20 protein-coding genes are annotated in these 22,105 nt (G+C 54.2%); 13 read left to right on the plus strand and 7 right to left on the minus strand.

The features are described 5' to 3' along the window. Positions 1-79: 79 nt before the first annotated feature. From bamE to nadK, 3 genes are all read right to left on the minus strand, one after another. Positions 80-436 carry an outer membrane protein assembly factor BamE gene (gene bamE, locus KCG43_RS00300; RefSeq protein ID WP_218382732.1) on the minus strand — a complete coding sequence of 119 codons (357 nt, stop codon included), beginning with the start codon at positions 434-436 and terminating at the stop codon, positions 80-82. 175 nt (positions 437-611) lie between these two features. Further along, positions 612-2,279, minus strand: coding sequence for a DNA repair protein RecN (recN, locus tag KCG43_RS00305; RefSeq protein ID WP_218382733.1), 1,668 nt, complete (start codon positions 2,277-2,279; stop codon positions 612-614). A 173-nt stretch (positions 2,280-2,452) separates the two neighbouring features. Then, the gene (gene nadK / locus KCG43_RS00310) at positions 2,453-3,331 is read right to left on the minus strand and encodes an NAD(+) kinase (protein ID WP_218382734.1); all 879 of its coding nucleotides are present in this window, start codon (positions 3,329-3,331) and stop codon (positions 2,453-2,455) included. 206 nt (positions 3,332-3,537) lie between these two features. On the opposite strand from nadK, the gene grpE reads away from it, so the two are divergent. The 3 genes from grpE (at position 3,538) to dnaJ (ending at position 7,523) form a co-directional block, all read left to right on the plus strand. Further along, positions 3,538-4,161 carry a nucleotide exchange factor GrpE gene (gene grpE / locus KCG43_RS00315; protein WP_218382735.1) on the plus strand — a complete coding sequence of 208 codons (624 nt, stop codon included), beginning with the start codon at positions 3,538-3,540 and terminating at the stop codon, positions 4,159-4,161. 216 nt (positions 4,162-4,377) lie between these two features. Continuing rightward, a complete protein-coding gene (gene dnaK / locus KCG43_RS00320; protein WP_192016946.1) occupies positions 4,378-6,291 on the plus strand; it encodes a molecular chaperone DnaK in 1,914 nt (637 codons plus the stop codon). An 86-nt stretch (positions 6,292-6,377) separates the two neighbouring features. Continuing rightward, entirely contained in the window at positions 6,378-7,523 is a 1,146-nt protein-coding gene (gene dnaJ / locus KCG43_RS00325; protein ID WP_192016947.1) for a molecular chaperone DnaJ, read from the plus strand. Between the two features lie 79 nt (positions 7,524-7,602). Here dnaJ and KCG43_RS00330 read toward each other — a convergent pair whose 3' ends face one another. After that, positions 7,603-7,983 (minus strand): type IV pilin protein, encoded by a 381-nt coding sequence (locus KCG43_RS00330; RefSeq protein WP_218382736.1) that lies wholly within the window; start codon positions 7,981-7,983, stop codon positions 7,603-7,605. Positions 7,984-8,089: 106 nt separating this feature from the next. Between KCG43_RS00330 and KCG43_RS00335 the strand changes: the two genes are divergently transcribed. The 5 genes from KCG43_RS00335 (at position 8,090) to mepA (ending at position 11,611) form a co-directional block, all read left to right on the plus strand. Continuing rightward, a complete protein-coding gene (locus tag KCG43_RS00335; RefSeq protein WP_218382737.1) occupies positions 8,090-8,695 on the plus strand; it encodes a Tfp pilus assembly protein FimT/FimU in 606 nt (201 codons plus the stop codon). Then, the gene (locus KCG43_RS00340; RefSeq protein WP_218382738.1) at positions 8,682-9,272 is read left to right on the plus strand and encodes a prepilin-type N-terminal cleavage/methylation domain-containing protein; all 591 of its coding nucleotides are present in this window, start codon (positions 8,682-8,684) and stop codon (positions 9,270-9,272) included. Before KCG43_RS00335 ends, KCG43_RS00340 begins: the two co-directional genes overlap by 14 nt. After that, positions 9,272-9,817, plus strand: coding sequence for a hypothetical protein (locus KCG43_RS00345; protein ID WP_218382739.1), 546 nt, complete (start codon positions 9,272-9,274; stop codon positions 9,815-9,817). The genes KCG43_RS00340 and KCG43_RS00345 overlap by 1 nt, the downstream gene beginning before the upstream one ends. Further along, positions 9,810-10,238, plus strand: coding sequence for a prepilin-type N-terminal cleavage/methylation domain-containing protein (locus KCG43_RS00350; RefSeq protein ID WP_218382740.1), 429 nt, complete (start codon positions 9,810-9,812; stop codon positions 10,236-10,238). Before KCG43_RS00345 ends, KCG43_RS00350 begins: the two co-directional genes overlap by 8 nt. Before the next feature lie 470 nt (positions 10,239-10,708). Continuing rightward, on the plus strand, positions 10,709-11,611 hold the full coding sequence (gene mepA, locus KCG43_RS00355) for a penicillin-insensitive murein endopeptidase (protein WP_370630659.1): 903 nt from the start codon (positions 10,709-10,711) through the stop codon (positions 11,609-11,611). Between the two features lie 5 nt (positions 11,612-11,616). On the opposite strand, the gene KCG43_RS00360 is transcribed toward mepA, so the two are convergent. Then, on the minus strand, positions 11,617-11,871 hold the full coding sequence (locus KCG43_RS00360) for a YfhL family 4Fe-4S dicluster ferredoxin (protein WP_218382742.1): 255 nt from the start codon (positions 11,869-11,871) through the stop codon (positions 11,617-11,619). Between the two features lie 362 nt (positions 11,872-12,233). On the opposite strand from KCG43_RS00360, the gene KCG43_RS00365 reads away from it, so the two are divergent. Beyond that, a complete protein-coding gene (locus tag KCG43_RS00365) occupies positions 12,234-12,407 on the plus strand; it encodes a hypothetical protein (RefSeq protein ID WP_155804892.1) in 174 nt (57 codons plus the stop codon). A 51-nt stretch (positions 12,408-12,458) separates the two neighbouring features. On the opposite strand, the gene yegQ is transcribed toward KCG43_RS00365, so the two are convergent. Next, positions 12,459-13,832 (minus strand): tRNA 5-hydroxyuridine modification protein YegQ, encoded by a 1,374-nt coding sequence (gene yegQ / locus KCG43_RS00370; RefSeq protein WP_218382744.1) that lies wholly within the window; start codon positions 13,830-13,832, stop codon positions 12,459-12,461. Between the two features lie 303 nt (positions 13,833-14,135). On the opposite strand from yegQ, the gene KCG43_RS00375 reads away from it, so the two are divergent. Both KCG43_RS00375 and KCG43_RS00380 read left to right on the plus strand, forming a co-directional pair. Continuing rightward, a complete protein-coding gene (locus tag KCG43_RS00375; protein ID WP_218382746.1) occupies positions 14,136-15,119 on the plus strand; it encodes an SPFH domain-containing protein in 984 nt (327 codons plus the stop codon). Then, on the plus strand, positions 15,119-15,604 hold the full coding sequence (locus tag KCG43_RS00380; protein WP_218382747.1) for an NfeD family protein: 486 nt from the start codon (positions 15,119-15,121) through the stop codon (positions 15,602-15,604). Before KCG43_RS00375 ends, KCG43_RS00380 begins: the two co-directional genes overlap by 1 nt. Positions 15,605-15,791: 187 nt before the next feature. On the opposite strand, the gene rdgC is transcribed toward KCG43_RS00380, so the two are convergent. Continuing rightward, positions 15,792-16,703 carry a recombination-associated protein RdgC gene (rdgC, locus tag KCG43_RS00385; protein WP_218383276.1) on the minus strand — a complete coding sequence of 304 codons (912 nt, stop codon included), beginning with the start codon at positions 16,701-16,703 and terminating at the stop codon, positions 15,792-15,794. A gap of 253 nt (positions 16,704-16,956) precedes the next feature. Between rdgC and KCG43_RS00390 the strand changes: the two genes are divergently transcribed. Both KCG43_RS00390 and KCG43_RS00395 read left to right on the plus strand, forming a co-directional pair. Continuing rightward, positions 16,957-18,195: an exonuclease SbcCD subunit D C-terminal domain-containing protein gene (locus tag KCG43_RS00390; protein WP_218382749.1), complete on the plus strand. Its 1,239-nt coding sequence runs from the start codon at positions 16,957-16,959 to the stop codon at positions 18,193-18,195. Positions 18,196-18,210: 15 nt separating this feature from the next. Continuing rightward, the gene (locus tag KCG43_RS00395) at positions 18,211-21,975 is read left to right on the plus strand and encodes an AAA family ATPase (RefSeq protein ID WP_218382751.1); all 3,765 of its coding nucleotides are present in this window, start codon (positions 18,211-18,213) and stop codon (positions 21,973-21,975) included. Positions 21,976-22,105: the final 130 nt, after the last annotated feature.

The following is a 22,105-nucleotide window of genomic DNA, read 5'->3' on the forward strand; positions in this document are numbered from 1 at the left end:
TACAGCCGGATAAGAATAAGAAAAGCTCGCCTTGGCGAGCTTTTTTGTGTTCTGGCGCTGAATCGGCAGGTTTAACCGCTTAATTTAACGGGTCGTTGAAATTCGGACCTGGCTGATAATCCCCTGTCATGCGGGTCAGCAAGCGGTTTTGATCAAAGGTTAAAACCAGATCTTTTTGTTCCGGCTCATCGTGGCCCGGTTTGTGATAGAACACATAATACCAGGTGTTCGGGTATTCAGGCTCTACCAGCATCGGCGAGCCAAGCACATAACGCACCTGTTCCTGATTCATGCCGTATCTGAGGTTATCGATATCTTTTTCATCAAGATAGTTGCCCTGATTGATATCAATACGGTAGACCAAGCGTTCAACCAAAGAGCAGCCGCCCAGCAGGCTGACGCTCAACGCTAACGCGGCAAAAGTTTTCCAGTTCATAGCATCCCGGCAAAATAATCAGTTCTGCTTGTGATGATAAGCAAGTTAGTGGCAGAAGTAAAAGCACTCGACGGGTAACGCCCGCATAATGCAAAGATTAAGCGGGAGTTCAGACGCTGGAATGGTCAGAAAGTTGCATCAGTGGTGCGATTAACCGCCAACTTTCTGCGCCGGATCATGCTGCTACCAGCAATTCCTTGGCATTGGCCAGTGTGCGCTCTGTGATCTCACTCCCGCCCAGCAGGCGGGCCAGTTCGCTGATCCGTGAGCTTTCATCCAGCGCTTTCATCTGGGTTTCGGTCTGGCCCTTGGCGGTCTTTTTAGCAACGAACATCTGCTGATGCCCGCAACCGGCAACCTGCGGCAAGTGGGTCACGCAGATCACCTGCGTCGATGTGCCCAGGGTGCGCAGCATACGGCCGACAATTGCAGCCGTCGGGCCACTGATACCGACATCCACTTCATCGAAAATCAGGCTGGGTGTTTCTACTTTCTGGGCTGTGATCACCTGGATGGCCAGAGAGATACGTGATAGCTCACCGCCCGAGGCGACTTTGCCCAGTGGCTGCAGCGGCTGGCCCGGGTTGGTGGAGACCATGAAGGTAATGGTGTCGAAACCCAGCGGGGTCAGCATACGTTCCGGATCGCTGTGGATATCAATCTGGAAAATCGCTTTTTCCATGCTCAGCTCATGCATGCTGTGCGAGATTTTCTTGTTCAGCTCTTTGGCGTAACGCTGGCGGCTTTTGCTCAGCTTTTCCGCGCTGTCGAGAAAGCTCAGGCGCTTGGCTTCCACGGCATCGGCCAGGGCATCGAGTTTTTCGTCGCTGCCGTCCAGGTTGTCAAGCTCCAGCAGCAACTCCTGATGTTTCTGCCACAGTTCCGCAGGCATCACATAGTGTTTACGGGCCAGCGACATGATTTTCGCCAGGCGTTCTTCCAGATAGACCAGACGCTGCGGGTCCATATCCAGATCGTCCATATAGCCGCGCAGCTCCTGGCTGGCTTCCTGGACCTGAATAATGGCTTCTTCCAGCATCGGGGCCAGGGTGCTGAGCTTGCTGTCCATTTCGCCCAGATCAAGCACTTGCTGACTGGCTTGCTGCAGTAGCTGCAGTGCATTGACCTCATCTCCTTCGTACAGCAAAGCGAGGGCATGCTGACTGGTAAGCGCGAGATCGCCGGAATTGGACAGGCGCTTGTGCTCTTCTTCGATCTCAGCAAATTCGTCTTCACCCAGCGCCAGATCATTGAGCTCTTTGACCTGATACTGGATCAGCTGTTTTTGCGCCTCGTTATCGGCGCGGCTCTGGCTCAGGCGGTTCAGCTCGTTTTTGGCATGGCGCCAGGCTTGATAATCACTGCTGACTTTTTCCATCAGGGCATGATGGCCGGCATAGTTGTCCAGCATTTCCTGCTGGTGCTCCGGGCGCATCAGCAACTGGTGTGCATGCTGACCATGGATGTTGATCAGCAGCTGGCCCAGCGCTTTTTGCTGAGAGGCGGGCACCGGGCTGCCATTGATGAAGCCACGGGAGCGGCCTTCTTTGGTCACCACACGGCGAAGGATACACTCGTCGCCTTCAATCAGCTCGTTGTCTTCCAGCCAGCGGCGGGCAGCCTGATTGTTGCGCAGCGAGAAGGTTGCGTGAATTTCTGCTTTGACTTCACCGGGGCGGACCATGCTGGCTTCAGCACGGTCGCCCAGGCATAAGCCAAGGGCATCAATCGCTATAGATTTACCTGCACCGGTTTCACCTGTGATGGTTGTCATCCCAGATTTCATTTCAAACTCGAGATTTTTGACAATTGCAAAATTAGAGATCGTCATGTGTGCCAGCATCTGTGTTCACCTGTCTAAATCAACACCTGTTTATTTGAACAGTATATACTGTATCTACATACAGTAAAGTGGCGGTGAACGGATTTATGGTGAAAATTGTGATTAAGGTTAAGTTTCTGCTGACATGAAAAAAGCCAGCGCAGGGCTGGCTTAACAAAGACATAGGTTTGATTTCAGAACAGCTTGCTCGACCAGCCTAACTTGCCGCGCAGTATGTTGTAGTAGCTGTAGCTTTTCGGGTGGATCAGCTGCAGGTGATCCGGACTCTGATAGATGTGAATTTCATCACCCGGGCTTACAGGCAGCGACACCTGTCCGTCGCAGCTCACTTCCAGTGTCCGTCCGTCGTCAGGCACAATCAGCTTGATCCTGCGGTTACCGTCCACCACCAGCGGGCGGCATGACAAGGTATGGGGAAACATAGGCACCAGTGTGATGGCATTAAGGCTCGGCGAGAGAATCGGGCCGCCGCCGGACAGCGAATAGGCCGTGGAACCGGTTGGAGTAGCGATGATCAGGCCGTCGGAGCGCTGCGAAAACGCAAAGCTTTCATCGATATAGACCTCGAACTCAATCATATGGGCGATTTTGTCCGGGTGCAGTACGGCTTCATTGAGTGCGGTGTTGCGGCTTTTTATCAGGCCATGACGGTGAACCTCGGCTTCCAGCAGGAAACGCTGCTCGGTGACGAACTCGCCGTCCAGCACCTTTTCCAGCTCCTGCTCGAAGTTGTCCGGATCTAAATCAGTCAGGAAGCCCAGATTACCGCGGTTAACGCCGATCACCGAGATATCAAAGCGCGAGAGTACCCGTGCGGCGCCTAACATGTTACCGTCCCCCCCGACGACAATCGCCAGGCTGGCGCGGTCACCTATGGTGAGCAAATCGCACAGCGCTTCAGCGGGCACATCCAGATCATGGGCTAGACGATGATCAACCAGTACCTGGTAGCCTTTGGCGGTCAGCCAGTTATAAAGGCTGGTGTGGGTGTGAAGCGCATCAGGATTTCTCGGCTTGCCAACCAGGGCGATGATTTCAAAAGGGCGCGTCATGTCCTTGATCCAACGGGTAAGAATGGGGCCAGTATAGCCTTAGCAATAAGGAAATGTCGCCCTTTGTCGTCGATATCGGGTTGAATCGTTGAACTTCATCCCCATAATATGCCCATCACGTTTTAATAGTGGCCGGCAAGTTGCGCCTTGCGTAACCTACCGGCCATGCATATCACCCTTTTTGAGCTTAGCGGAGTAGCGAAAGCATGAGCAAGAAAGACGAAGTGTTGAACGAAGAAGAACTGCAGCAGGCGCAGACGGAAGCAGCAGGCGCTGAAGCGGCTGCAGACAGCGCGGAAGACCTGACGCTGGACGAGTTGGCACTGTCCCGTATTGAAGAACTGGAAGCCGCGCTGGCTGTCAGTGAAGCCAAAGTGAAAGAGCAGCAGGATTCAGTACTGCGTGCCCGCGCGGATATTGAGAATATGCGCCGTCGTACCGAGCAGGAAATCGACAAAGCCCGTAAGTTTGCGCTGGAAAAATTTGCCGGTGAACTGCTGCCTGTGATCGACAACATGGAGCGTGCGCTGGAACTGGCTGATAAAACCGACGAGACATTAAAGCCAATGCTGGAAGGCGTTGAGCTGACCCTGAAAACCATGACGGACACGGTAGAGAAATTCGGTCTGAAAGCCATCAACCCTATGGGTGAAGCGTTCAACCCGGAATTCCACCAGGCGATGTCGATGCAGGAAAGCGCAGAGCATGCGCCTAACACCGTAATGATGGTGCTGCAGAAAGGGTATGAGCTGAACGGCCGTGTGGTTCGTCCGGCTATGGTGATGGTCGCTAAGGCTGCACCTGGCAGCAATGTCGACACTCAGGCCTGATGTGCCTGACGGGCAGGCCGAGTGATGAAAGCCCACTCGGGTGGGTTTTTATTTTTTACATTTTTTTTCGACCTGCCCCTTGAAAAGGTCTCTGATGGCCTTATTTAGTAGTCATACGATAGCGTAATTGAATTAATTGAGGGCCTTGGCCCCCATGCTCGATTCTGCATTACGCAGAACGAAGCCAGTAAACCAACGAATTTCGGAGAAAGCCAGATGGGTAAAATCATTGGTATTGACTTGGGTACAACCAACTCATGTGTAGCTGTACTGGATGGTGATAAGCCACGCGTTATTGAGAACGCAGAGGGTGATCGCACTACGCCTTCTATCATCGCTTATACACAGGATGGCGAAACACTGGTCGGTCAGCCTGCGAAACGTCAGGCGGTGACAAACCCAGAAAATACCCTGTATGCAATCAAGCGTCTGATTGGTCGCCGCTTCGAAGACGAAGAAGTACAGCGCGACATCGAAATCATGCCTTTCAAAATTGTGAAAGCAGACAACGGTGATGCTTGGGTGGAAGCGAAAGGTCAGAAAATGGCCGCGCCTCAGGTTTCAGCAGAAGTGCTGAAGAAAATGAAGAAAACCGCTGAAGACTACCTGGGCGAGAAAGTCACAGGCGCAGTGATTACTGTTCCTGCCTACTTCAACGATGCTCAGCGTCAGGCTACCAAAGATGCCGGCCGCATCGCGGGTCTGGAAGTGAAGCGTATCATCAACGAACCGACTGCTGCTGCTCTGGCTTATGGCCTGGACAAGCAAGGCGGTGACCGCACTATCGCGGTATACGACCTGGGTGGTGGTACCTTCGATATCTCTATCATCGAGATTGATGAAGTTGAAGGCGAGAAGACGTTTGAAGTACTGGCAACCAACGGTGACACACACCTGGGTGGTGAAGACTTTGATAACCGTCTGATCAACTATCTGGTTGACGAATTCAAGAAAGATCAGGCCATCGATCTGCGTAAAGATCCACTGGCCATGCAGCGTCTGAAAGAAGCGGCAGAAAAAGCGAAAATTGAGCTGTCATCTGCCCAGCAGACTGACGTGAACCTGCCGTACATCACTGCAGATGCGACAGGTCCTAAGCACATGAACATCAAAGTGACCCGTGCCAAGCTGGAGTCACTGGTTGAAGATCTGGTACAGCGTTCTCTGGAGCCAATGAAAGTGGCACTGGCTGATGCCGACCTGTCTGTAGGCGAAATCACTGACGTTATCCTGGTGGGTGGTCAGACGCGTATGCCTATGGTTCAGGCCAAAGTGGCTGAGTTCTTCGGCAAAGAAGCACGTAAAGACGTCAACCCGGACGAAGCCGTTGCCGTAGGTGCTGCGGTTCAGGGGGGTGTACTGGCCGGTGAAGTTAAAGACGTTCTGCTGCTGGACGTGACCCCGCTGTCTCTGGGTATCGAAACCATGGGCGGTGTGATGACCAAGCTGATCGAGAAGAACACCACGATTCCGACCAAAGCGGAGCAAGTGTTCTCGACAGCAGAAGACAACCAGAACGCGGTAACTATCCATGTTCTGCAGGGTGAGCGTAAGCAGGCGAACTTTAACAAGTCTCTGGGTCAGTTCAACCTGGAAGGTATTCAGGCAGCACCTCGCGGTATGCCTCAGATTGAAGTTATCTTTGACCTGGATGCTGACGGTATCCTGCACGTGTCTGCAAAAGACAAGAGCACTGGCAAAGAGCAGAAGATCACTATCCAGGCATCTGGCGGTCTGAGCGACGACGAAATCGAGAAAATGGTACAGGAAGCAGAAGCTAACAAAGAAGCGGACAAGAAGTTCGAAGAGTTAGTCTCTGCCCGTAACCAGGCTGACCAGCTGGTACACGGTACCCGTAAGCAAATCGAAGAAGCGGGCGACGCACTGCCTGCGGATGAGAAAGAGAAGATCGAAGCCGCGGTTTCTGAACTGGAAGAAGCACGTAAAGGCGAAGATAAAGAAGCGATTGATGCCAAAGTACAGGCGCTGATCGCGGCTTCTCAGAAGCTGATGGAAATTGCCCAGCAGCAAGCTCAGGCCCAGCAAGCGGACAGCGGTGAGCAGACTCAGTCGAAAGACGACGATGTTGTAGACGCCGAGTTCGAAGAAGTAAAAGACGATAAAAAATAAGAGTGTGATCTCATAATCTTATTTGGGCACGGGCGTTTGGGGTTACTCTTACGCCCGTAGCTGTATAAGCAGGTGACAGTTTAATTATGTCAAAACGTGATTTTTACGAAGTGTTAGGCGTAGGCCGTGACGCCAATGAGCGTGACATCAAAAAGGCTTATAAACGTCTGGCGATGAAGTACCACCCGGACCGTAATCCGGGCGATGAAACAGCGGCGGACAAGTTCAAAGAAGTGAAAACCGCCTATGAAATTCTGACCGATCCTCAGAAGAAAGCGGCCTACGATCAGTATGGCCATGCAGCCTTTGAACAAGGCGGTATGGGCGGTGGCGGCGGCTTCGGCGGCGGTGCAGATTTCAGCGACATCTTTGGTGATGTGTTCGGCGATATCTTTGGTGGCGGTGGCCGTCGTGGTGGTGGTCAGCATCGTGCTCAGCGCGGCGCCGATTTACGCTACAACATGGAGCTGACGCTGGAGGAAGCGGTACGCGGCTGCAGCAAGGAAATTCGCGTTCCAACCCTGGTAAACTGTGATACCTGCGAAGGTTCAGGGGCGAAGAAAGGTTCCTCGCCAACGACCTGCGGAACGTGTCACGGTGCTGGCCAGGTGCAGATGCGTCAGGGCTTCTTCGCGGTACAGCAAACCTGTCCTCACTGTCATGGCCGCGGCAAGATCATTTCTGATCCTTGCGGTAAGTGTCATGGTCAGGGCCGGGTTCAGGAAACCAAAACCTTGTCGGTGAAGATACCTGCCGGTGTGGATACGGGCGATCGTATTCGCCTGACCGGTGAAGGTGAAGCCGGAGAATTCGGCGCACCAGCCGGGGATCTCTACGTGCAGGTGCATGTGCAGCAGCACGCGATTTTCGAGCGCGATGGCAACAACCTGTACTGCGAAGTGCCGGTCAGCTTTACCATGGCGGCACTGGGCGGCGAAGTGGAAGTACCGACACTCGACGGTCGTGTCAGCCTGAAAGTACCGACGGAAACGCAGACCGGACGCATGTTCCGTATGCGCGGTAAAGGCGTGAAGTCTGTCCGTGGCGGTGCAGTTGGCGATCTGATCTGTAAGCTGGTGGTTGAAACACCGGTGAACCTGAGCACTCGCCAGAAAGAACTGTTGCAGGAGTTTGAGAACACGCTGGCGGGCTCTGATGCCAAAAAGCACAAGCCACGTTCGGAAGGTTTCTTCGACGGCGTGAAAAAGTTCTTTGATGATCTGACCGGTTAACCTCTGAGTCATATACCTTAAAGGCCAGCATTATGCTGGCCTTTGTCGTTTCTGCCGCTGCCAGCTTGTGCCAGCCGCTTTACCAGCACTCAGACGGGACAGTGGTGCCATTGTGTAACAGCGCAATAGAGCCGCATTCCTGCGCCCCATCTTTGCTTTCGGCCCACAGCCGGTATGTGCCACTCTCCAGTGCAATCCGGTAGGAATAGAAGGGGTTGTCATAACGGCAGGCAGGACAGAGTGCGGCGGACAACTGCGGCGGATATGCCTGACCCTGAGAGCGCTGCTGTTCAATGGCGAGCTGCAACATAATGAGATCGGCCTGGGCCTGACGCAGATAGGCTTTTTGCTGGTGTGCCTGATAGGCCGGCAGGGCTGACATCGCCAGTATGCCAGCCAGGGTAACGACAATCAGCAGTTCGATCAGCGTCACTCCTTGCTGGTTTCTTGATTTCCTCATCTTTTTTTCCTTTCGATTCATGTCACTAAGTCGGTGCTTTGCAGCTGCGTCTTGCCGTTGTTTTGCCATCCTATTGCGCGGTGAAAAAGGTTCGGGAGCAGGTCAGGTGAGAAGTTGGGAGTCAGCGACAGAAAACATGCCACTCAGGCAAATGCGGTTACATTGTGTTGCGAGCGTCAGAGGGATGACGCTGATTGAAGCCATAGTGGTGTTATCTGTCATCATGTTGATAGCTACCGTGGCCACGCCTTCATTTTCCGACGTCTTTGCCACTCAGCGCCTGCACCGTTTGGTCAGTGAGTTAGAATGGCTGCTGGTCCTGGCCAAATCGGAAGCTGTGATGCGCGGCGAAGATGTATCGATTGGTTTAGAGACCGTCCCGCACCATACCGTTCTGCACCATACCGTTCTGCACCATACTATGACGACGTCGCAGCCCGGGTCTGACGACTGGATAATCCTTGCCAGGTTGGCAGAAGGCGAGCCTGTGCTAAAACCGCTGTCCGCCACTGATTTTCCGCACCTGACACTGTCGCGGAGCTTTGCCAGTGATGTTCTGACAGTGGACAGCCTGACAGGACGCCCTCACGCCGCAGGCAGCTTTTTTGTCGGCCGGGACGGCAAGTCGCAGGTCAGGATCACTTTCAGCAATGTCACCGGCAGAATCTATGTCTGCAGCCTGAGCGCGGAGGCCGGTTATGCCCGGTGCTGAAAACCTCAGCAGGCAGAGCGGGTTCAGTCTGATAGAGCTGACGGTTGCGACAGCATTGAGCCTGATGGTGCTGTCTTTACTGGTGCACTTGCTGATGGCCGGAAAACAGGCGGCACTGAGCCGTTCGCTGCAGCTGATCCTGGCTCAGGATGTGCAGGATGCGTGGCGCATGCTCTCGGGGGATGTGCGTCGGGCCGGTTTTCAGACTGCAGAGTCCGGGACACCGCTTTTACCGCCGGGGGCGGTTCACACGGTACATGTTACGGCCGGACACTGTCTGGTGATGAGTTACGAGCTGGAAGGTCGTACTGTGGTGAAGGCCTACTACCGGCAAGACGGTGAATTAAGAGTGCGTTCGTCGCACGACACTTTTTCTACCCCGGATCAGGCATGTCAGGGCGGGCAGGCGCTGCTGGATTCGCGCTGGATGACAGTGACAGGCTGGCAGGTTCAGTATGACACTTCTCCGGCAGCAGGTATTCCGGGTCAGCTACTGTCTGTCCGTCTTTCTGTCTCATCGCTGGATAGCTCCGCGCAGCTTAATGAAACGATGGCACTGAGGGTCAGGAATCCGTGATGAAATTTCAGCGAGCCGCTGTCAGGACTCAGCAAGGCATGAGCACTTTACTGATCAGCAGCCTGATGCTGTCCGTGGCCATGGTCTTTGTAATGACCAGCTACAGCACCAGCTTTTATCAGGTCAAACGCGCTCAGAATACTGTATTTTCACGTCAGGCATTCTGGCTGGCAGAAGGCGCTCTGGCTTGCGGACTTGGCCTGATAGCTGAGCATTTTCAGCGCCAGCCGGTCAGTACCGATCCACAGGCGTTTTCTGACAGCGGGTCTGCGGTTTGCCCGTCAACACAAGGCGACGGACATATAGCGGTGCGGATCGCACCTTTGGCAAACGGAAGCTATCAGGTGAGCGCCGAAGCCAGAGTGGATGGCAGGGCTAGGGTGAGGCTTCAGCAGATTGCTGTGGTGAGGGTGTGCAACTCAGGTGCTGAGCCGTTATCGGCCAGCGAAGAGCCAGAGTGCGTGGCTCTGGGATCTTTGCCGCAAGCGCAAGAGCGGCTGGTTTATCAGATTCGCTGGCTGCACGGGTCCTGGCGTGATGTCTGATGCCATAAAGCCGGTAGCGGACAAACAGCGGGGGTTCAGTTTGGTGGAAGTACTGGTGTCGCTGCTGCTGGTCAGTGTCGGTCTGGCCGGGCTGATGAAGCTGCACGCTTATCTCAACCTACAGGCAGATAATGCTCTGGTCATGCTTACTGCGGTGAATCTGGCGGAATCGCACTTAGAACACCTGCACCTGGAGAGCCTGCACTTAGCAAGTCTGCGCGCTGATCCGCAGCCGGGACAGCATACGCACACAGAGCAGCATGCTTTGCATAGTGTCACTATCCTTTTGGAGGCTGTGGTTGGTCATGACACTCAGCCTGGTGGCATCTCAACGGTGACAGTACAGGCAAGCTGGCAAGATCGCTGGCACCGGGAACATCAGGTGACTCTGGAGACCAGAATGCTGCTTGCCCTGTATTAAGTCTCAGCGGTAATTTTCTGCTGTGACTGAGTTCTGTCTGTCAGTGCGGACGGGCAGAATTTGCCGGTACGCGGTTAAGGTTATAGCAGGGTAGAATACGCAGGAATGAGCTTTGGGGTTATAATACTCTAAAAGCTGCACAAGCTGAACATTCATTAAATATCAATTGGTTATATTAATTTGGCTTGCCATGATCCTTTTGTATGAAATGCTGTACAAGACAGAGCTGGCAGCTAACTGAAAAGCTGTACATGGTAGTTTGTTACATCTGACACTGAAGCGGCCACAGCACGCCAGTCTCAATATTGAACAGCAAATAAAGTCAGTCTCATGGTGTATGCTTATGTGACTATGATCGCAAATTTATTACAAGGTGGCGTCCGGTGCTGAGCGTAAATAGTCAACTTGCCCTCTGGCAGTGTTTTGGTGGTGTAAGGCATGCTTGTCTGGCGGCTGACAGGCGAGCGGCTTTGCTTGCCTGCCTGCTGTGCTTTGGTGGCGGACTGGGCCTGAGCACAGAGGCGGCTGCGACGCCCTGGGAGCAGTTTCGTGCCCCGACTGCAGGCAGTCCGCAGTCGATCGGCAGTTACAGCAATGGCTGTCTGGCCGGTGCGAAAGTCCTGCCCGAACAGGGAGAAGGCTATCAGAGGGTCAGATCGGAGCGCGGGCGCTTTTACGGTCATGAGAGCATGATTACTTTTTTGGAGCAATTGTCGGCGAAGGCGAAAAAATTGCAGCTGGGTAATTTACTGGTCAGTGATATCGCCATGCCGCGCGGCGGTCGATTTCGCTCAGGGCATGCCAGTCATCAGACCGGACTGGATGCCGATATCTGGCTGACGACTTTAGATCAACCGGCCTCTCAGCAGGCACTGCCTGAGCTGCAACCTTTACCTATGGTTGATCTCAAGGCATACCGCATTATTAAAGACAATTGGTCGGCCAGCCAGGCGAACCTGATCCAGCTGGCAGCGTCAGATGCTAACGTGGCGCGCATATTCGTCCACCCTGTTATAAAAGAACAGCTGTGTGACGCGCAATGGACAGATCGCAGCTGGCTGCGCAAGGTAAGACCCTGGTGGGGACATTACTACCATTTTCATGTCCGTCTGCATTGCCCGCAGGGAAGTCAGCAATGCAGGGAACAGTTACCGCCGCCTCCGGGCGATGGCTGCGGTGCAGAGCTGCTTTCCTGGCAACCCAAACCTGCTGCGGAAAAGAAAACGGCCAGCGCCAAGCCGGTTAAGAAACGGCCTGTGCTGAAACCGCTTCCGCCTGCGGGTTGCATGGCGATGCTGAATGCCCCTGCTCAGGATGCGGACAGAGACAAATACGCCAAAGAGCAGCGCGCACTCAGGGAGCAGTCTCAGTAGCGCAGTTACGCCATTCCCTGCAACACCACAAACTTCTCAAGCAATTGCTCCTCGGTCTCGACATGTGCGGGATCGAGGATAATGCAGTTATTGATCGGGCAGACTGACTGGCAGGTCGGTTTGTCGTAATGGCCTTGGCATTCAGTGCAGCGGTCAGGATCAATCTCATAGATCTCTGCCCCCATGCTGATGGCATCGTTCGGACATTCGGGATCGCACATGTCGCAGTTGATGCATTTGTTTGTAATCAATAAAGCCATAATTTTTTACGTCCGAGGAGGTTCTTGTCACAGGGTAAAGCGGGTGTGCGATCCTTTGCCAGTTAACTGTGCTTTGTGATGTTTCCCCAAAAAATGAAAGGAGTTAAAGCGGCAAAAAGTGTAGCACAGAAGTCAGGAACGCCCAATAAATTGGGGGAAACGGGTTTGTTATCGCCAAGAACGGGCTAATTTAGTGATTTAACGTTGTTTCTTCCTCAGCCGCAAATCAATAGTGTTCTGGCAATGTTGGTTTTTTATGCCATGGCTGACAAAGCGGCATCCGACATTATTGTTGAAATTGAGTGCATTATATCAATGGCCATTGTGAACAGTGGCTCCTGGATTGTGCGGGGGAGTGGTAAATGAAGGTGCGATTAGACCCCATAGCGTTGATCGTTGTTTCTATCTTACTGGGCTGGGGATGGACGGAAGTAACGACAGAGCCTGTATGCCAGCAGGAAATGGTGCAGCAGGGTGTGCGGTACACTATTCCTATCAAATGCTCAGATATTCCCAATGTGACGGTGAGTAGTTAGTCTGCCACCGTATTGCAGAGGAACAGCAATACGGTGGCGAACAGAAGCCTGTCAGAGTGCGTTAGGGTTACGGGTGGTAGCGCCAGCGTTGAGATTGCGCATCAGTAACGCGAACGGTAGCGCCAGATCTTCCGGAACCGGAATAAACACGAAATGTCCGCTGCCTTTGGCATCTTCAATGGTTTCGGATTTACGGTTTTCCATGTGTTCCAGCCTAAAGGTGACATTACCGTTCGGTGTCATCAGCTCCAGGCTGTCACCCACCAGAAATTTATTTCTGACTTCGACTTCCGCCAGTGCACCGCGGCGCTTGCCGGTAAATTCACCCACGAACTGCTGGTTATCCGAAATAGAGTAACCATAGTCGTAATTCTGGTAAGCATCATGGGTGTGACGACGCAGGAAGCCTTCGGTGTAGCCACGGTGAGCCAGACTTTCCAGTGTCGACATCAGGCTTTCGTCAAACGGCTTGCCGGCCGCGGCATCATCAATCGCTTTACGGTACACCTGTGCCGTGCGGGCGCAGTAGTAGAAAGACTTGGTACGGCCTTCAATTTTCAGCGAATGTACGCCCATTTTGCTCAGGCGCTCAACATGCTGAACCGCGCGAAGATCTTTGGAGTTCATGATATAGGTGCCGTGCTCATCTTCAAACGCGGCCATTTTTTCATCCGGCTTGTGGCTTTCGCTCAGCAAAATGACCTGATCAGTCGGCTTGCCTTCACCCAGCGTGGGCGCGACGTCCTGCATCTGTACCGCGGAAGCGGCTTGTTGCACTTCTACAATCTGGCCGGCATCGTCTTCTTTGGCGGCTTCCGCCTTGTATTCCCAGCGGCAGGCGTTGGTACAGGTGCCCTGATTGGGATCCCGCTTATTCATATAGCCAGACAGCAGGCAGCGACCTGAGTAGGCCATGCAAAGCGCGCCGTGAACAAAGATCTCCAGTTCGGTTTGCGGGCATTTTTCACGGATTTCTTCGATTTCTTCCAGCGACAGCTCGCGGGAAAGAATCACCCGTTCAATCCCTTGCGTTGACCAGAATTTTACCGTCGCCCAGTTAACTGCATTGGCTTGCACCGACAGGTGGATAGGCATGTCAGGGAAGCTTTCTCTGACCATCATGATCAGGCCGGGATCAGACATGATTAAGGCGTCAGGGCCCATGTCGACAATCGGGGCCAGATCGCGGATAAAGGTTTTAAGCTTGGAGTTATGCGGCTGAATGTTGCACACCACGTAGAACTTTTTACCCTGGGCATGGGCTTCGTCGATACCTATCTTCAGGTTGTCGTGGTTGAACTCATTGTTGCGTACACGCAGGCTGTAACGGGGCTGGCCTGCATACACGGCATCGGCACCGTAGGCGAAGGCATAGCGCATGTTCTTCAGGCTGCCGGCAGGCGATAACAATTCAGGTTTAAACATAACTCGGGTTTCCCTTTTGGGTCAAAGTCTGATGTCAGATCAGGCCGCACTCCTGCTCACCGACAGGGCGAATTCATGGGAGGCGGAAAACAGAGGGCGAATTTTACTGTGAAGGCGGGGATCTGGCAAATATCCTGAATCTTGATAAGGGTATTAAGTAGCACAAAAGATGACAGCTGCTTAAAATGGATGTGAGCCATGTCTCATACTTTTTATGTTAGCGGTAAGAGTATTAGGGGTCTTAGCCGTTTAAGTTTACTTATTAACGGTGTTTTCTTATTGCATTGAGTTGGATATAAAAAAATGGATATAGTGTCGATCATTTCGTCTGTGTTTAGTATTTGGGTGGTGATGGCAATACTGGTTATTGTCATACTGCGTTCTTCTATTAAGTTTGTTCCGCAAAATACTGCTGTGGTCGTTGAACGATTCGGTAAATACCACAAAACCATGGAAGCGGGTCTGAATTTTATCGTGCCTATGATTGACCGGGTTGCCTACACCCAGACCCTGAAAGAGCAGGCGTACGATGTCCCGAGCCAGTCGGCCATTACCAAAGATAACATTTCCCTGATTGTTGACGGGGTGCTCTATATCAAGCTGATCGACCCTTACAAAGCCAGCTATGGCGTCGACAACTATATTTTCTCTGTCACCCAGCTGGCGCAGACCACCATGCGCAGTGAAGTGGGGAAAATGGACCTGGATAAGACGTTCGAAGAGCGTGAGAATCTCAATACGGCGATTGTGTCTGCCATCAACGATGCCGCCTTGCCATGGGGTGTTCAGGTACTGCGATATGAAATCAAAGATATTGAGCCGCCACGTTCAGTACTGGACGCCATGGAGCGCCAGATGAAAGCCGAGCGGGAAAAGCGGGCGGTTATTCTTGAATCTGAAGGTAAGCGCCAGAGCGAGATCAATATTGCCGAGGGTATGAAGCAGGCCCGGGTACTGGCAGCAGAAGCGGAAAGATCCGAGCAGGTTCTCAAAGCCGAAGGTGAAGCACAGGCTATTCTGGCGGTCTCGAAAGCCGAAGCCGATGCGCTGGCGATTATCGGCCGGGTGGCATCTACCGAAGAAGGCCAGAAGGCAATCCAGCTGGATCTGGCGGGCAAGGCCATTCAGGCCAAAGAAGCGATTGCGAAAGAATCCTCTGTTGTTCTGCTGCCTGATGCTTCTTCTTCTGCGTCAAACATAGTGGCAGAAGCCATGACCATTATTCACCAGCTCAACCGTCAGCAGGGCAATTCGGCTAAAAGAACCGACCCGCACGAGGAACAGTAATGATGACGGATTTTTTTGGACTGAGCCCGGCTCAGCTGACCATAGTGATCGGCCTTATCCTGCTGGCCGTCGAGGTCTGGATGCTGGGGCTGTCGACTATTGTTTTGCTGGCCCTTGGTGTGTCAGCCATCCTGACCGGTACGCTGGCACTGGTGGGTGTGGTACCTGAAACCATGACAGCCCTGGTGGCGGTCAGCGGTATCGGCGCGGGCGTATTGACGCTGCTGTTGTGGAAACCGCTGAAACGCTCGCAGAAAGCGGAAAAACCGAAACAAAATATCAGCAGTGATTTTATCGGCCTGACGTTCCGGCTTGATGCCGCACTCAGCCATGAACAGCCGGGGACAGTAAAGTATTCCGGCATCAGCTGGAAACTGGTACTCAGCAGCGATTACACCGGTGAGCAGGTAGAAAAAGGCCGGGAAGTGGAAGTGGTGGCGGTGGATGTCGGTCGCTTTACTGTCAAGCCGGTGAATCACGCTTAAGCGAGTGCTTGTGAGGATTTCTTGCCTTGAAAAGGGGGAGGGACTGAATCGAGATTGCTGGAATCACAATGATTCCCTCCCCTTGGCAAGGGGAGGGTTAGGGCGGGGTTCGTGAAATGTGCACAGATTTGGCATTTGTGCTCGGTAACCCCCCGCCTGGCCGCCCCCTTGAAAAGGCAATGCGTTGTCAGACGCGTTCTTCCATGCCACCCAGTTCTTCAAACAGGTTAGGCAGTATGGCGGACAGCTCACCGCACATTAATGACAGATCAGCATCCAGACGCTGCGCCATGTCTTCACGGTCGATGTCGTCATTTTGCTCTCTCAGCTCATCGGAAAATTTCAGGCGCTTGAGTGACAGATCGTCGCCCAGCACAAAATCGATGCGCTCCTGCCAGTTGATAGCCAGTTTGGTTACCATTTTATCGGCTTCGATATGGGCCAGAATTTCATCACAGCTCAGGTCCTGCTGCTTACAGCGGATCACGCCGCCGTCTTCCAGAATGGCTTTCAGCTCGGCTTCTTCACCTATGGTAAAACCGTTAGGGGACTCGCCGGAGCGCACCCATTCCGTCAGTGTCTGCGCGGCTGGTTTGGCCACAGTCACAGGCACAACCGGCAGGCTGCCGATGGATTTACGTAGCAAGCCAAGCAGATCTTCGGCTTTTTTGAAGCTGCCGGCATCAACCAGCAACAATCCCTGCGCAGGCATGATCAGCGCATAGGTGTGGCTCTGACGGCTGAAAGCGCGAGGCAGCAGATCCATCACGATCTCATCTTTCAGGGTGTCTTTTTCATTTTTCTTTAGTTTACGGTCCTGTTCTTTCTCCTGCATCTCCACTTTGGCATTCAGTGATTCTTTGATCACAGAGGCGGGTAGCATTTTTTCTTCTTTGCGGGCACAGATCAGAATGTTGTCCCCGGCAAGGTGAGTATACATATCACCGTGTTTGCCCAGTGCTGAAACCCAGCCGAATTTTTGAATATCCTGGCTACCACAAGGGGTAAAGCGGAATTCTTCCAGTTGCTTCTCAAGCTCTTCCGGTTTGAAGTCAATCTCGCGACTGAAGCGATAGGTAAGCAGGTTTTTAAACCACAGCATAGTTGTGACTGATCCTAGGTGTGTGCATTGGGCCGACAATCTTATACCCAAGTTGCCTCACTTTGCTAGGTTCAGTGAGGTTTGCAAGCAGCACGGACAGAGGCTGCCGTCGGTATCCCCGTGGCCTGGCGGCAGAAAATCGTGTCTGGCAGTCGCAATTTTTTCTGTTGATCTGACCGTGATAGCACTTGGCTGAGGTACAATCGGCCCTTATCTTTTCTCTGGATCTCTCAGTATTTACACTAACGGCATGAAAATACTTCACACCTCAGACTGGCACCTCGGGCATCAATTACATGGCTATCAGCGCGATTATGAGCACCAGCAGTTTCTCGACTGGCTGGCCGATACGCTGGAACGCGAACAGGTCGATGCCCTGCTGGTGGCCGGCGACATTTTCGACAGCGCCAATCCGCCGGCCAGTGCCTGGCGTATGCTGTACCGTTTTCTGGCCCGGTTAGCGAAAACCCTGCCAGAGCTGAACGTGGTGATGACGGGCGGCAATCATGATTCGCCCAGCAAGCTGGATGCGCCTCATGAACTGTTAAAAGCCTTTGACCTGCATCTGGTCGGTGGTATCAGCCGCGATGATCAGGGCCGGCTGGAGATGGACAGATTGCTGGTGCCGCTGACCAACCGCAGCGGCGCTACGACAGCCTGGGTGCTGGCGGTGCCGTTTCTGCGCAGCAGTGATCTGCGTACTGACGATCTCAGCGAAGATGACGATCGCCTGATCAAAGGCGTCGAAACGCTCTATCAGCAGGTGACCGACGCCGCCCGGAAGGTTCAGCAGCCAGGTCAGGCACTGATTGGCATGGGGCATGTCTATATGGCTTCCGGCCAGTTATCTGAAATGTCTGAGCGCCGGGTGCTGGGCGGTAACCAGCATGCATTGCCAGCCTCTGTCTTCCCTGATGATCTCTGCTATGCCGCGCTGGGCCATCTCCATCTTGCCCAGCGGGTCGCGAAAAAAGAGCACATACGGTATTGCGGCTCGCCGCTGCCTTTGTCGATGTCTGAACGCCACTACAAGCACCAGGTGGTATTGCTGGAGCTTGACGGGGAAAGTCTGTCGGGTATTACCCCGATCCCGGTACCCAGAGTGGTTGATATGCTCAGAGTTCCGGCTGAACCTCAGCCGCTGGATCAGGCTCTGAACGCCCTGAAAGCGTTAGCAAGCGGGGATGGTCCGAGGGAAACCCAGCCTTATCTGGAAGTGCCGGTGCTGCTTGATAAACCTCAGGCGATGCTGCGGGAGAAAGTGCTGCAGGCGCTGGAGGGGAAAGCAGTCCGGCTGGCGAAGATAACCACCCATTATCGTCAGCAGCAAGACGCGCCTTCGCTTGAACATCAGCGCTTGTCTGAAGTGAGTCCGCAGCAGGTTTTTGCCCTGAGCTGGCAACAGAAATATGACGGACAGCCACCCAGTGCGATGTGTGAGGCATTCGAGACATTACTCACGCGCATTGACGATGAAGAAGATAAATAACGGCAGACAGAGACGATGAAAATTCTGGCTTTGAGGGGCGAAAATCTCGCCAGCTTACAAACACAGTTTGAGATTGATTTTGCCAACGGGCGTCTGGGCGAGGCCGGTTTGTTTGCCATTACCGGCAAAACCGGGGCAGGCAAATCAAGCTTACTGGATGCGATTTGTCTGGCGTTATACGACCGCATCCCGCGTTTACAGTCGAACAAAAAAAATGATGCGGAAATCGGACGCGGCGACGATGAGAACCGCATCAGAGCCAACGATGTCCGCAGTATTCTGTCGCGGGGCAAGGCGGAAGCGTTTTCCGAGGTCGACTTTCAGGCCAATGATGGCTCCCGCTGGCGGGCACACTGGCAGGTCCGCCGGGCCAGAGGCAATGCGGAAGGGCGCGTGCAGCCTTCTGAGCAATGGCTGGAAAACCTGGAGTCCGGGCAGCGGTTTGCGGGTAAAAAACAAGAAGTGCAGCTGGAAATCGAGCGTCTGATCGGCCTGACCTTTGAGCAGTTCCGCCGGGCCGTGATGTTGCCGCAGGGCGAGTTCGCGGCATTTCTGAAAGCGGCTTCTGATGAGCGCGCGTCTTTGCTCGAGCGCATGACAGGCGGTGAAATTTACGGCCGGCTGTCGGTGGCCGCTTACGAAAGAGCCAGAGAAGAGAAACTGAAACTGCAACAGCTGCAGGAAAAGCTGGGTGATATTGCCTTACTCAGTGACGATGAAAAACTGGTATTGAACGCGCAGATCACTGCCCTGAAAACCCAACTGGCCGAGCTTGATTCGCGGCTGGCGGCGCTGAGCCAGCATCATCAGACGCTGAGCACAGAGAAAACGCTGCAGGAGCGGGTGGCGCAGAGTCAGCAGGCGCTGACTGAGGCGATCGCACACAGTACGCAGGCCACTCCCCGCACTGAATATCTGGCTAAGCTTGAGACAGCCCAGCCGGCGCGGGCAGACTTTACTTTGCTGACCCAGTCTGTGCAGCAAATCGGCCGTTTGCAGGCCTCACTGAACGACGCTCAGCAAGCGTTAGCGCAGGATCAGCAGCAGCGACTGGATGCCGATCAAGCCGTAGTTCAAGCCCGGCACTCACTCGAACAGGCACAGCAAGACTGGCTGCTGCTGGAGCCCAGGCTGAAACAGGCACAGATGCTGGATCAACAGCGACAGGGGCTGGAGCAGCAACATCAACTGCTGGTGCAGGATGCTCAGGCGCTGCAACAGCAACTGGAGCAGGAAGACAGGGAATACCGGCACCAGCAGAGTGCACAGCAGCAGTTGCAGGCGCAGGGCCAGCAGTTGTCCAAGCAACTGGAAGACAATCGTACTCTGGCTGCGGTAGCCGAACAGTTCCAGCCTGTGCTGGATAACCTGAAACAATATCTGACCGCCCACCGTTCCTTGTCCCGGCTCAGAAAAGACATGCAGCAAGTGTTGCAGGAGCAGCAGGCATACCGGCTCAATGACAGCAAGCTGAAACAAGAGAGTGAGCACCTGCTGACACAGCGGCAACAGCTGGAAAAACAGCGGGCTGAGCTGAATGTCGACGAGGTGAGCGCGGCGCAGGAGCAGAGTCAGCAGGCTTACCGCCGCCATCAGCAACGTCTTGATGATCTGCGTCAGGCGATGGCCGCCACACAGGAATGGTGTGGCTTGCTGGATCAGCAAGGCCGGTTGATGCAGGAGCGACAGGAGCTGGAGTCAGCCCGCCTGCAGACAGAGCAGAAATTGCAGGCATTAGTGCCCGAGCTGAGTCTGCTCAGTGCACGGGCGGAAGAATCTGAATATCAGTTTCAGCAAAGTCAGGCCGTGCTGCAGCTGAGCGATTACCGCAGCCTGCTGAAACAGGATGAGCCATGTCCTTTGTGCGGCGGGCTTGATCATCCTTATGCCGCCAGTCATCCGGCAGTCGATAGCGTGCTGGAACAGCATAATCAACGCCGGCAGGCACTGGCGAAGCAGTTACAAGCGCTGGAAGGTGAACGCCATCATCTGGCGCAGCTGGTACCGCAATACACTCAACGCCTGGCGGTGATCAATGACGAGCTGGCCAGTATCGCTGCGGTAGCTGCGAAGATGGCGGTTCAGGCAGCCGATTGCGCCAAGGCATTGCACATTGAGTTTACTGAACAGATGCCCCTGGCCTCACTGCGTGAACAGCTGACTGCCTGGCAACATGAAGCCGGGCAATTATCCCCGCAACTGCGTCAGCTTCAGCAGCAGTATGAAAGCGGTCAGTTACACTTGCGGCAGGCCAGAGAACTGGAGCAGCAGTATCAGCAAGTGGTACAGGCTGAAAACAAACTCGCGCATGACATCCACCAGTTAGCTCAGGCAGAAGCAGGCCGGCAAGCCAGACTGACCTCGCTGGAAGAGCAGTGCGCTGAACAGCAGACCCTGCTCGGTCAGCGAGCCGAGACCCTGAACAAACAGTTCGGCAGCGAGGTCTGGCTGGAGGGCTTGCGTCAGCAGGGAGAAGAGCAATATACCCTGCAGTTAACCCGGCAGGCGGAGGATTACCTTAAGTGCCAGCAGGATCTGATCACCACAGACAAACAGCTGCATGCGTTGGCCCCGGAGCTGGCGCAGCGCCTGACCCGCATTCAGAATCTGCAGACACAACTGGCAGAAGCGAAGAACAAACAAGCGGCACTCAAGAGCCAGCTTGAGCAGCTATGGCAGGAAAGAAAAGCACTGGTGGGTGAGCAGGCACTCACTCCTATAGAATCGCAGCATAAAGCCGTAGTGGAAGCGGCCCGTCAGTCACTCAGCACCAGCGAGCAGCAGCAGCGGCAGGCCGGTGAGCGCCATGCCGCCACTCAGTCGGCCTTAAACAGCACGCAGCAACAATTACAAGAGGCCCAAACAGCGCACAGTTCAGTGCTGCAGCGCTGGCAGAGCTGGCATCAGAAGCTGGGGATGTCGGAGCAGGAACTGATGACCTTGCTAAGCAAGGATGAGGCGTGGCTGGCTGAGGAAAAAGCGGCGCTGCGAGTGATTGAGCAGGCACAGGCCGCCGCCCAGACCCGGTTGTCCGAGCGGGAGCAGTCGCTGAAAGATCATCAGCCCAGTGTGGATGCCGCCAAAGCCTGGCTGACCGCGCAGGGTATGGCGCCGGAGGCTGAACGCCAGAGTGAGCATCAGGCTCAGTGGCAAGCGGACAAGCAGGCACTGGAAGAGCAGCATTTTACCCAGCGACAGCGTGTGGTGCAGGCGGAGCAGGCCGAACAACTGGCCGGTACTCTGACTCAGCAGTTGCAACAGCAGCAAGCGAGTACTGAACTCTGGCTGGAAATGAGTGAGCTGATAGGTTCTGCCAATGGGAATAAATTCAGAACGCTGGCGCAGGGACTGACATTACAGCAACTGGTACTTCTGGCCAATGAGCATTTGCAGGATCTGGCGCCGCGCTATGCCCTTCAGCCTGTGCCGGGCAGCCCGCTGGCGTTGCAGGTTGTCGACCATGATATGGGCGATGAAGTGCGCAGTGTTGAGTCATTATCCGGCGGGGAGAGCTTTCTGGTATCGCTGGCACTGGCGCTGGCGCTGGCTTCACTGGCGGCTGATACCCGCCAGCTGGGTTCGCTGTTTATCGATGAAGGGTTCGGCACCCTGGATCCTGACAGCCTGGAAATGGCACTGGCCTGTCTGGACGCCTTACAGGCCGATGGCCGCCAGATTGGGGTGATCTCCCATGTCGGCACCCTGGTGGAACGCATTGGTGTCCAGGTGGCGGTCGAAGCCATGGGCGGTGGCCGCAGTCGGGTACGGATCCTGGGCTAAGCGGGATAAATCGCGGATATCATGACAGTTTGATAGCAATCGGGTGAAGCTTTTCGCCTCTTGGTCACAAAAGTGTCATACTTTATTCGGATAATGGCGCCAGACAGAGAGCTATGACTTAGGTATCGAG

The sequence above is a fragment of the Photobacterium sp. WH24 genome (assembly GCF_019204055.1).
Lineage (GTDB): Bacteria > Pseudomonadota > Gammaproteobacteria > Enterobacterales > Vibrionaceae > Photobacterium > Photobacterium arenosum.

Excerpts from the sequence above, each read along its gene's own strand:
- bamE (WP_218382732.1), bottom strand. The coding sequence starts at position 436 with ATGAACTGGAAAACTTTTGCCGCGTTAGCGTTGAGCGTCAGCCTGCTG.
- recN (WP_218382733.1), bottom strand. The coding sequence starts at position 2,279 with ATGCTGGCACACATGACGATCTCTAATTTTGCAATTGTCAAAAATCTC.
- nadK (WP_218382734.1), bottom strand. The coding sequence starts at position 3,331 with ATGACGCGCCCTTTTGAAATCATCGCCCTGGTTGGCAAGCCGAGAAAT.
- grpE (WP_218382735.1), top strand. The coding sequence starts at position 3,538 with ATGAGCAAGAAAGACGAAGTGTTGAACGAAGAAGAACTGCAGCAGGCG.
- dnaK (WP_192016946.1), top strand. The coding sequence starts at position 4,378 with ATGGGTAAAATCATTGGTATTGACTTGGGTACAACCAACTCATGTGTA.
- dnaJ (WP_192016947.1), top strand. The coding sequence starts at position 6,378 with ATGTCAAAACGTGATTTTTACGAAGTGTTAGGCGTAGGCCGTGACGCC.
- KCG43_RS00330 (WP_218382736.1), bottom strand. The coding sequence starts at position 7,983 with ATGAGGAAATCAAGAAACCAGCAAGGAGTGACGCTGATCGAACTGCTG.
- KCG43_RS00340 (WP_218382738.1), top strand. The coding sequence starts at position 8,682 with ATGCCCGGTGCTGAAAACCTCAGCAGGCAGAGCGGGTTCAGTCTGATA.
- KCG43_RS00345 (WP_218382739.1), top strand. The coding sequence starts at position 9,272 with ATGAAATTTCAGCGAGCCGCTGTCAGGACTCAGCAAGGCATGAGCACT.
- KCG43_RS00350 (WP_218382740.1), top strand. The coding sequence starts at position 9,810 with ATGTCTGATGCCATAAAGCCGGTAGCGGACAAACAGCGGGGGTTCAGT.
- KCG43_RS00360 (WP_218382742.1), bottom strand. The coding sequence starts at position 11,871 with ATGGCTTTATTGATTACAAACAAATGCATCAACTGCGACATGTGCGAT.
- KCG43_RS00365 (WP_155804892.1), top strand. The coding sequence starts at position 12,234 with ATGAAGGTGCGATTAGACCCCATAGCGTTGATCGTTGTTTCTATCTTA.
- yegQ (WP_218382744.1), bottom strand. The coding sequence starts at position 13,832 with ATGTTTAAACCTGAATTGTTATCGCCTGCCGGCAGCCTGAAGAACATG.
- KCG43_RS00375 (WP_218382746.1), top strand. The coding sequence starts at position 14,136 with ATGGATATAGTGTCGATCATTTCGTCTGTGTTTAGTATTTGGGTGGTG.
- KCG43_RS00380 (WP_218382747.1), top strand. The coding sequence starts at position 15,119 with ATGATGACGGATTTTTTTGGACTGAGCCCGGCTCAGCTGACCATAGTG.
- KCG43_RS00390 (WP_218382749.1), top strand. The coding sequence starts at position 16,957 with ATGAAAATACTTCACACCTCAGACTGGCACCTCGGGCATCAATTACAT.
- KCG43_RS00395 (WP_218382751.1), top strand. The coding sequence starts at position 18,211 with ATGAAAATTCTGGCTTTGAGGGGCGAAAATCTCGCCAGCTTACAAACA.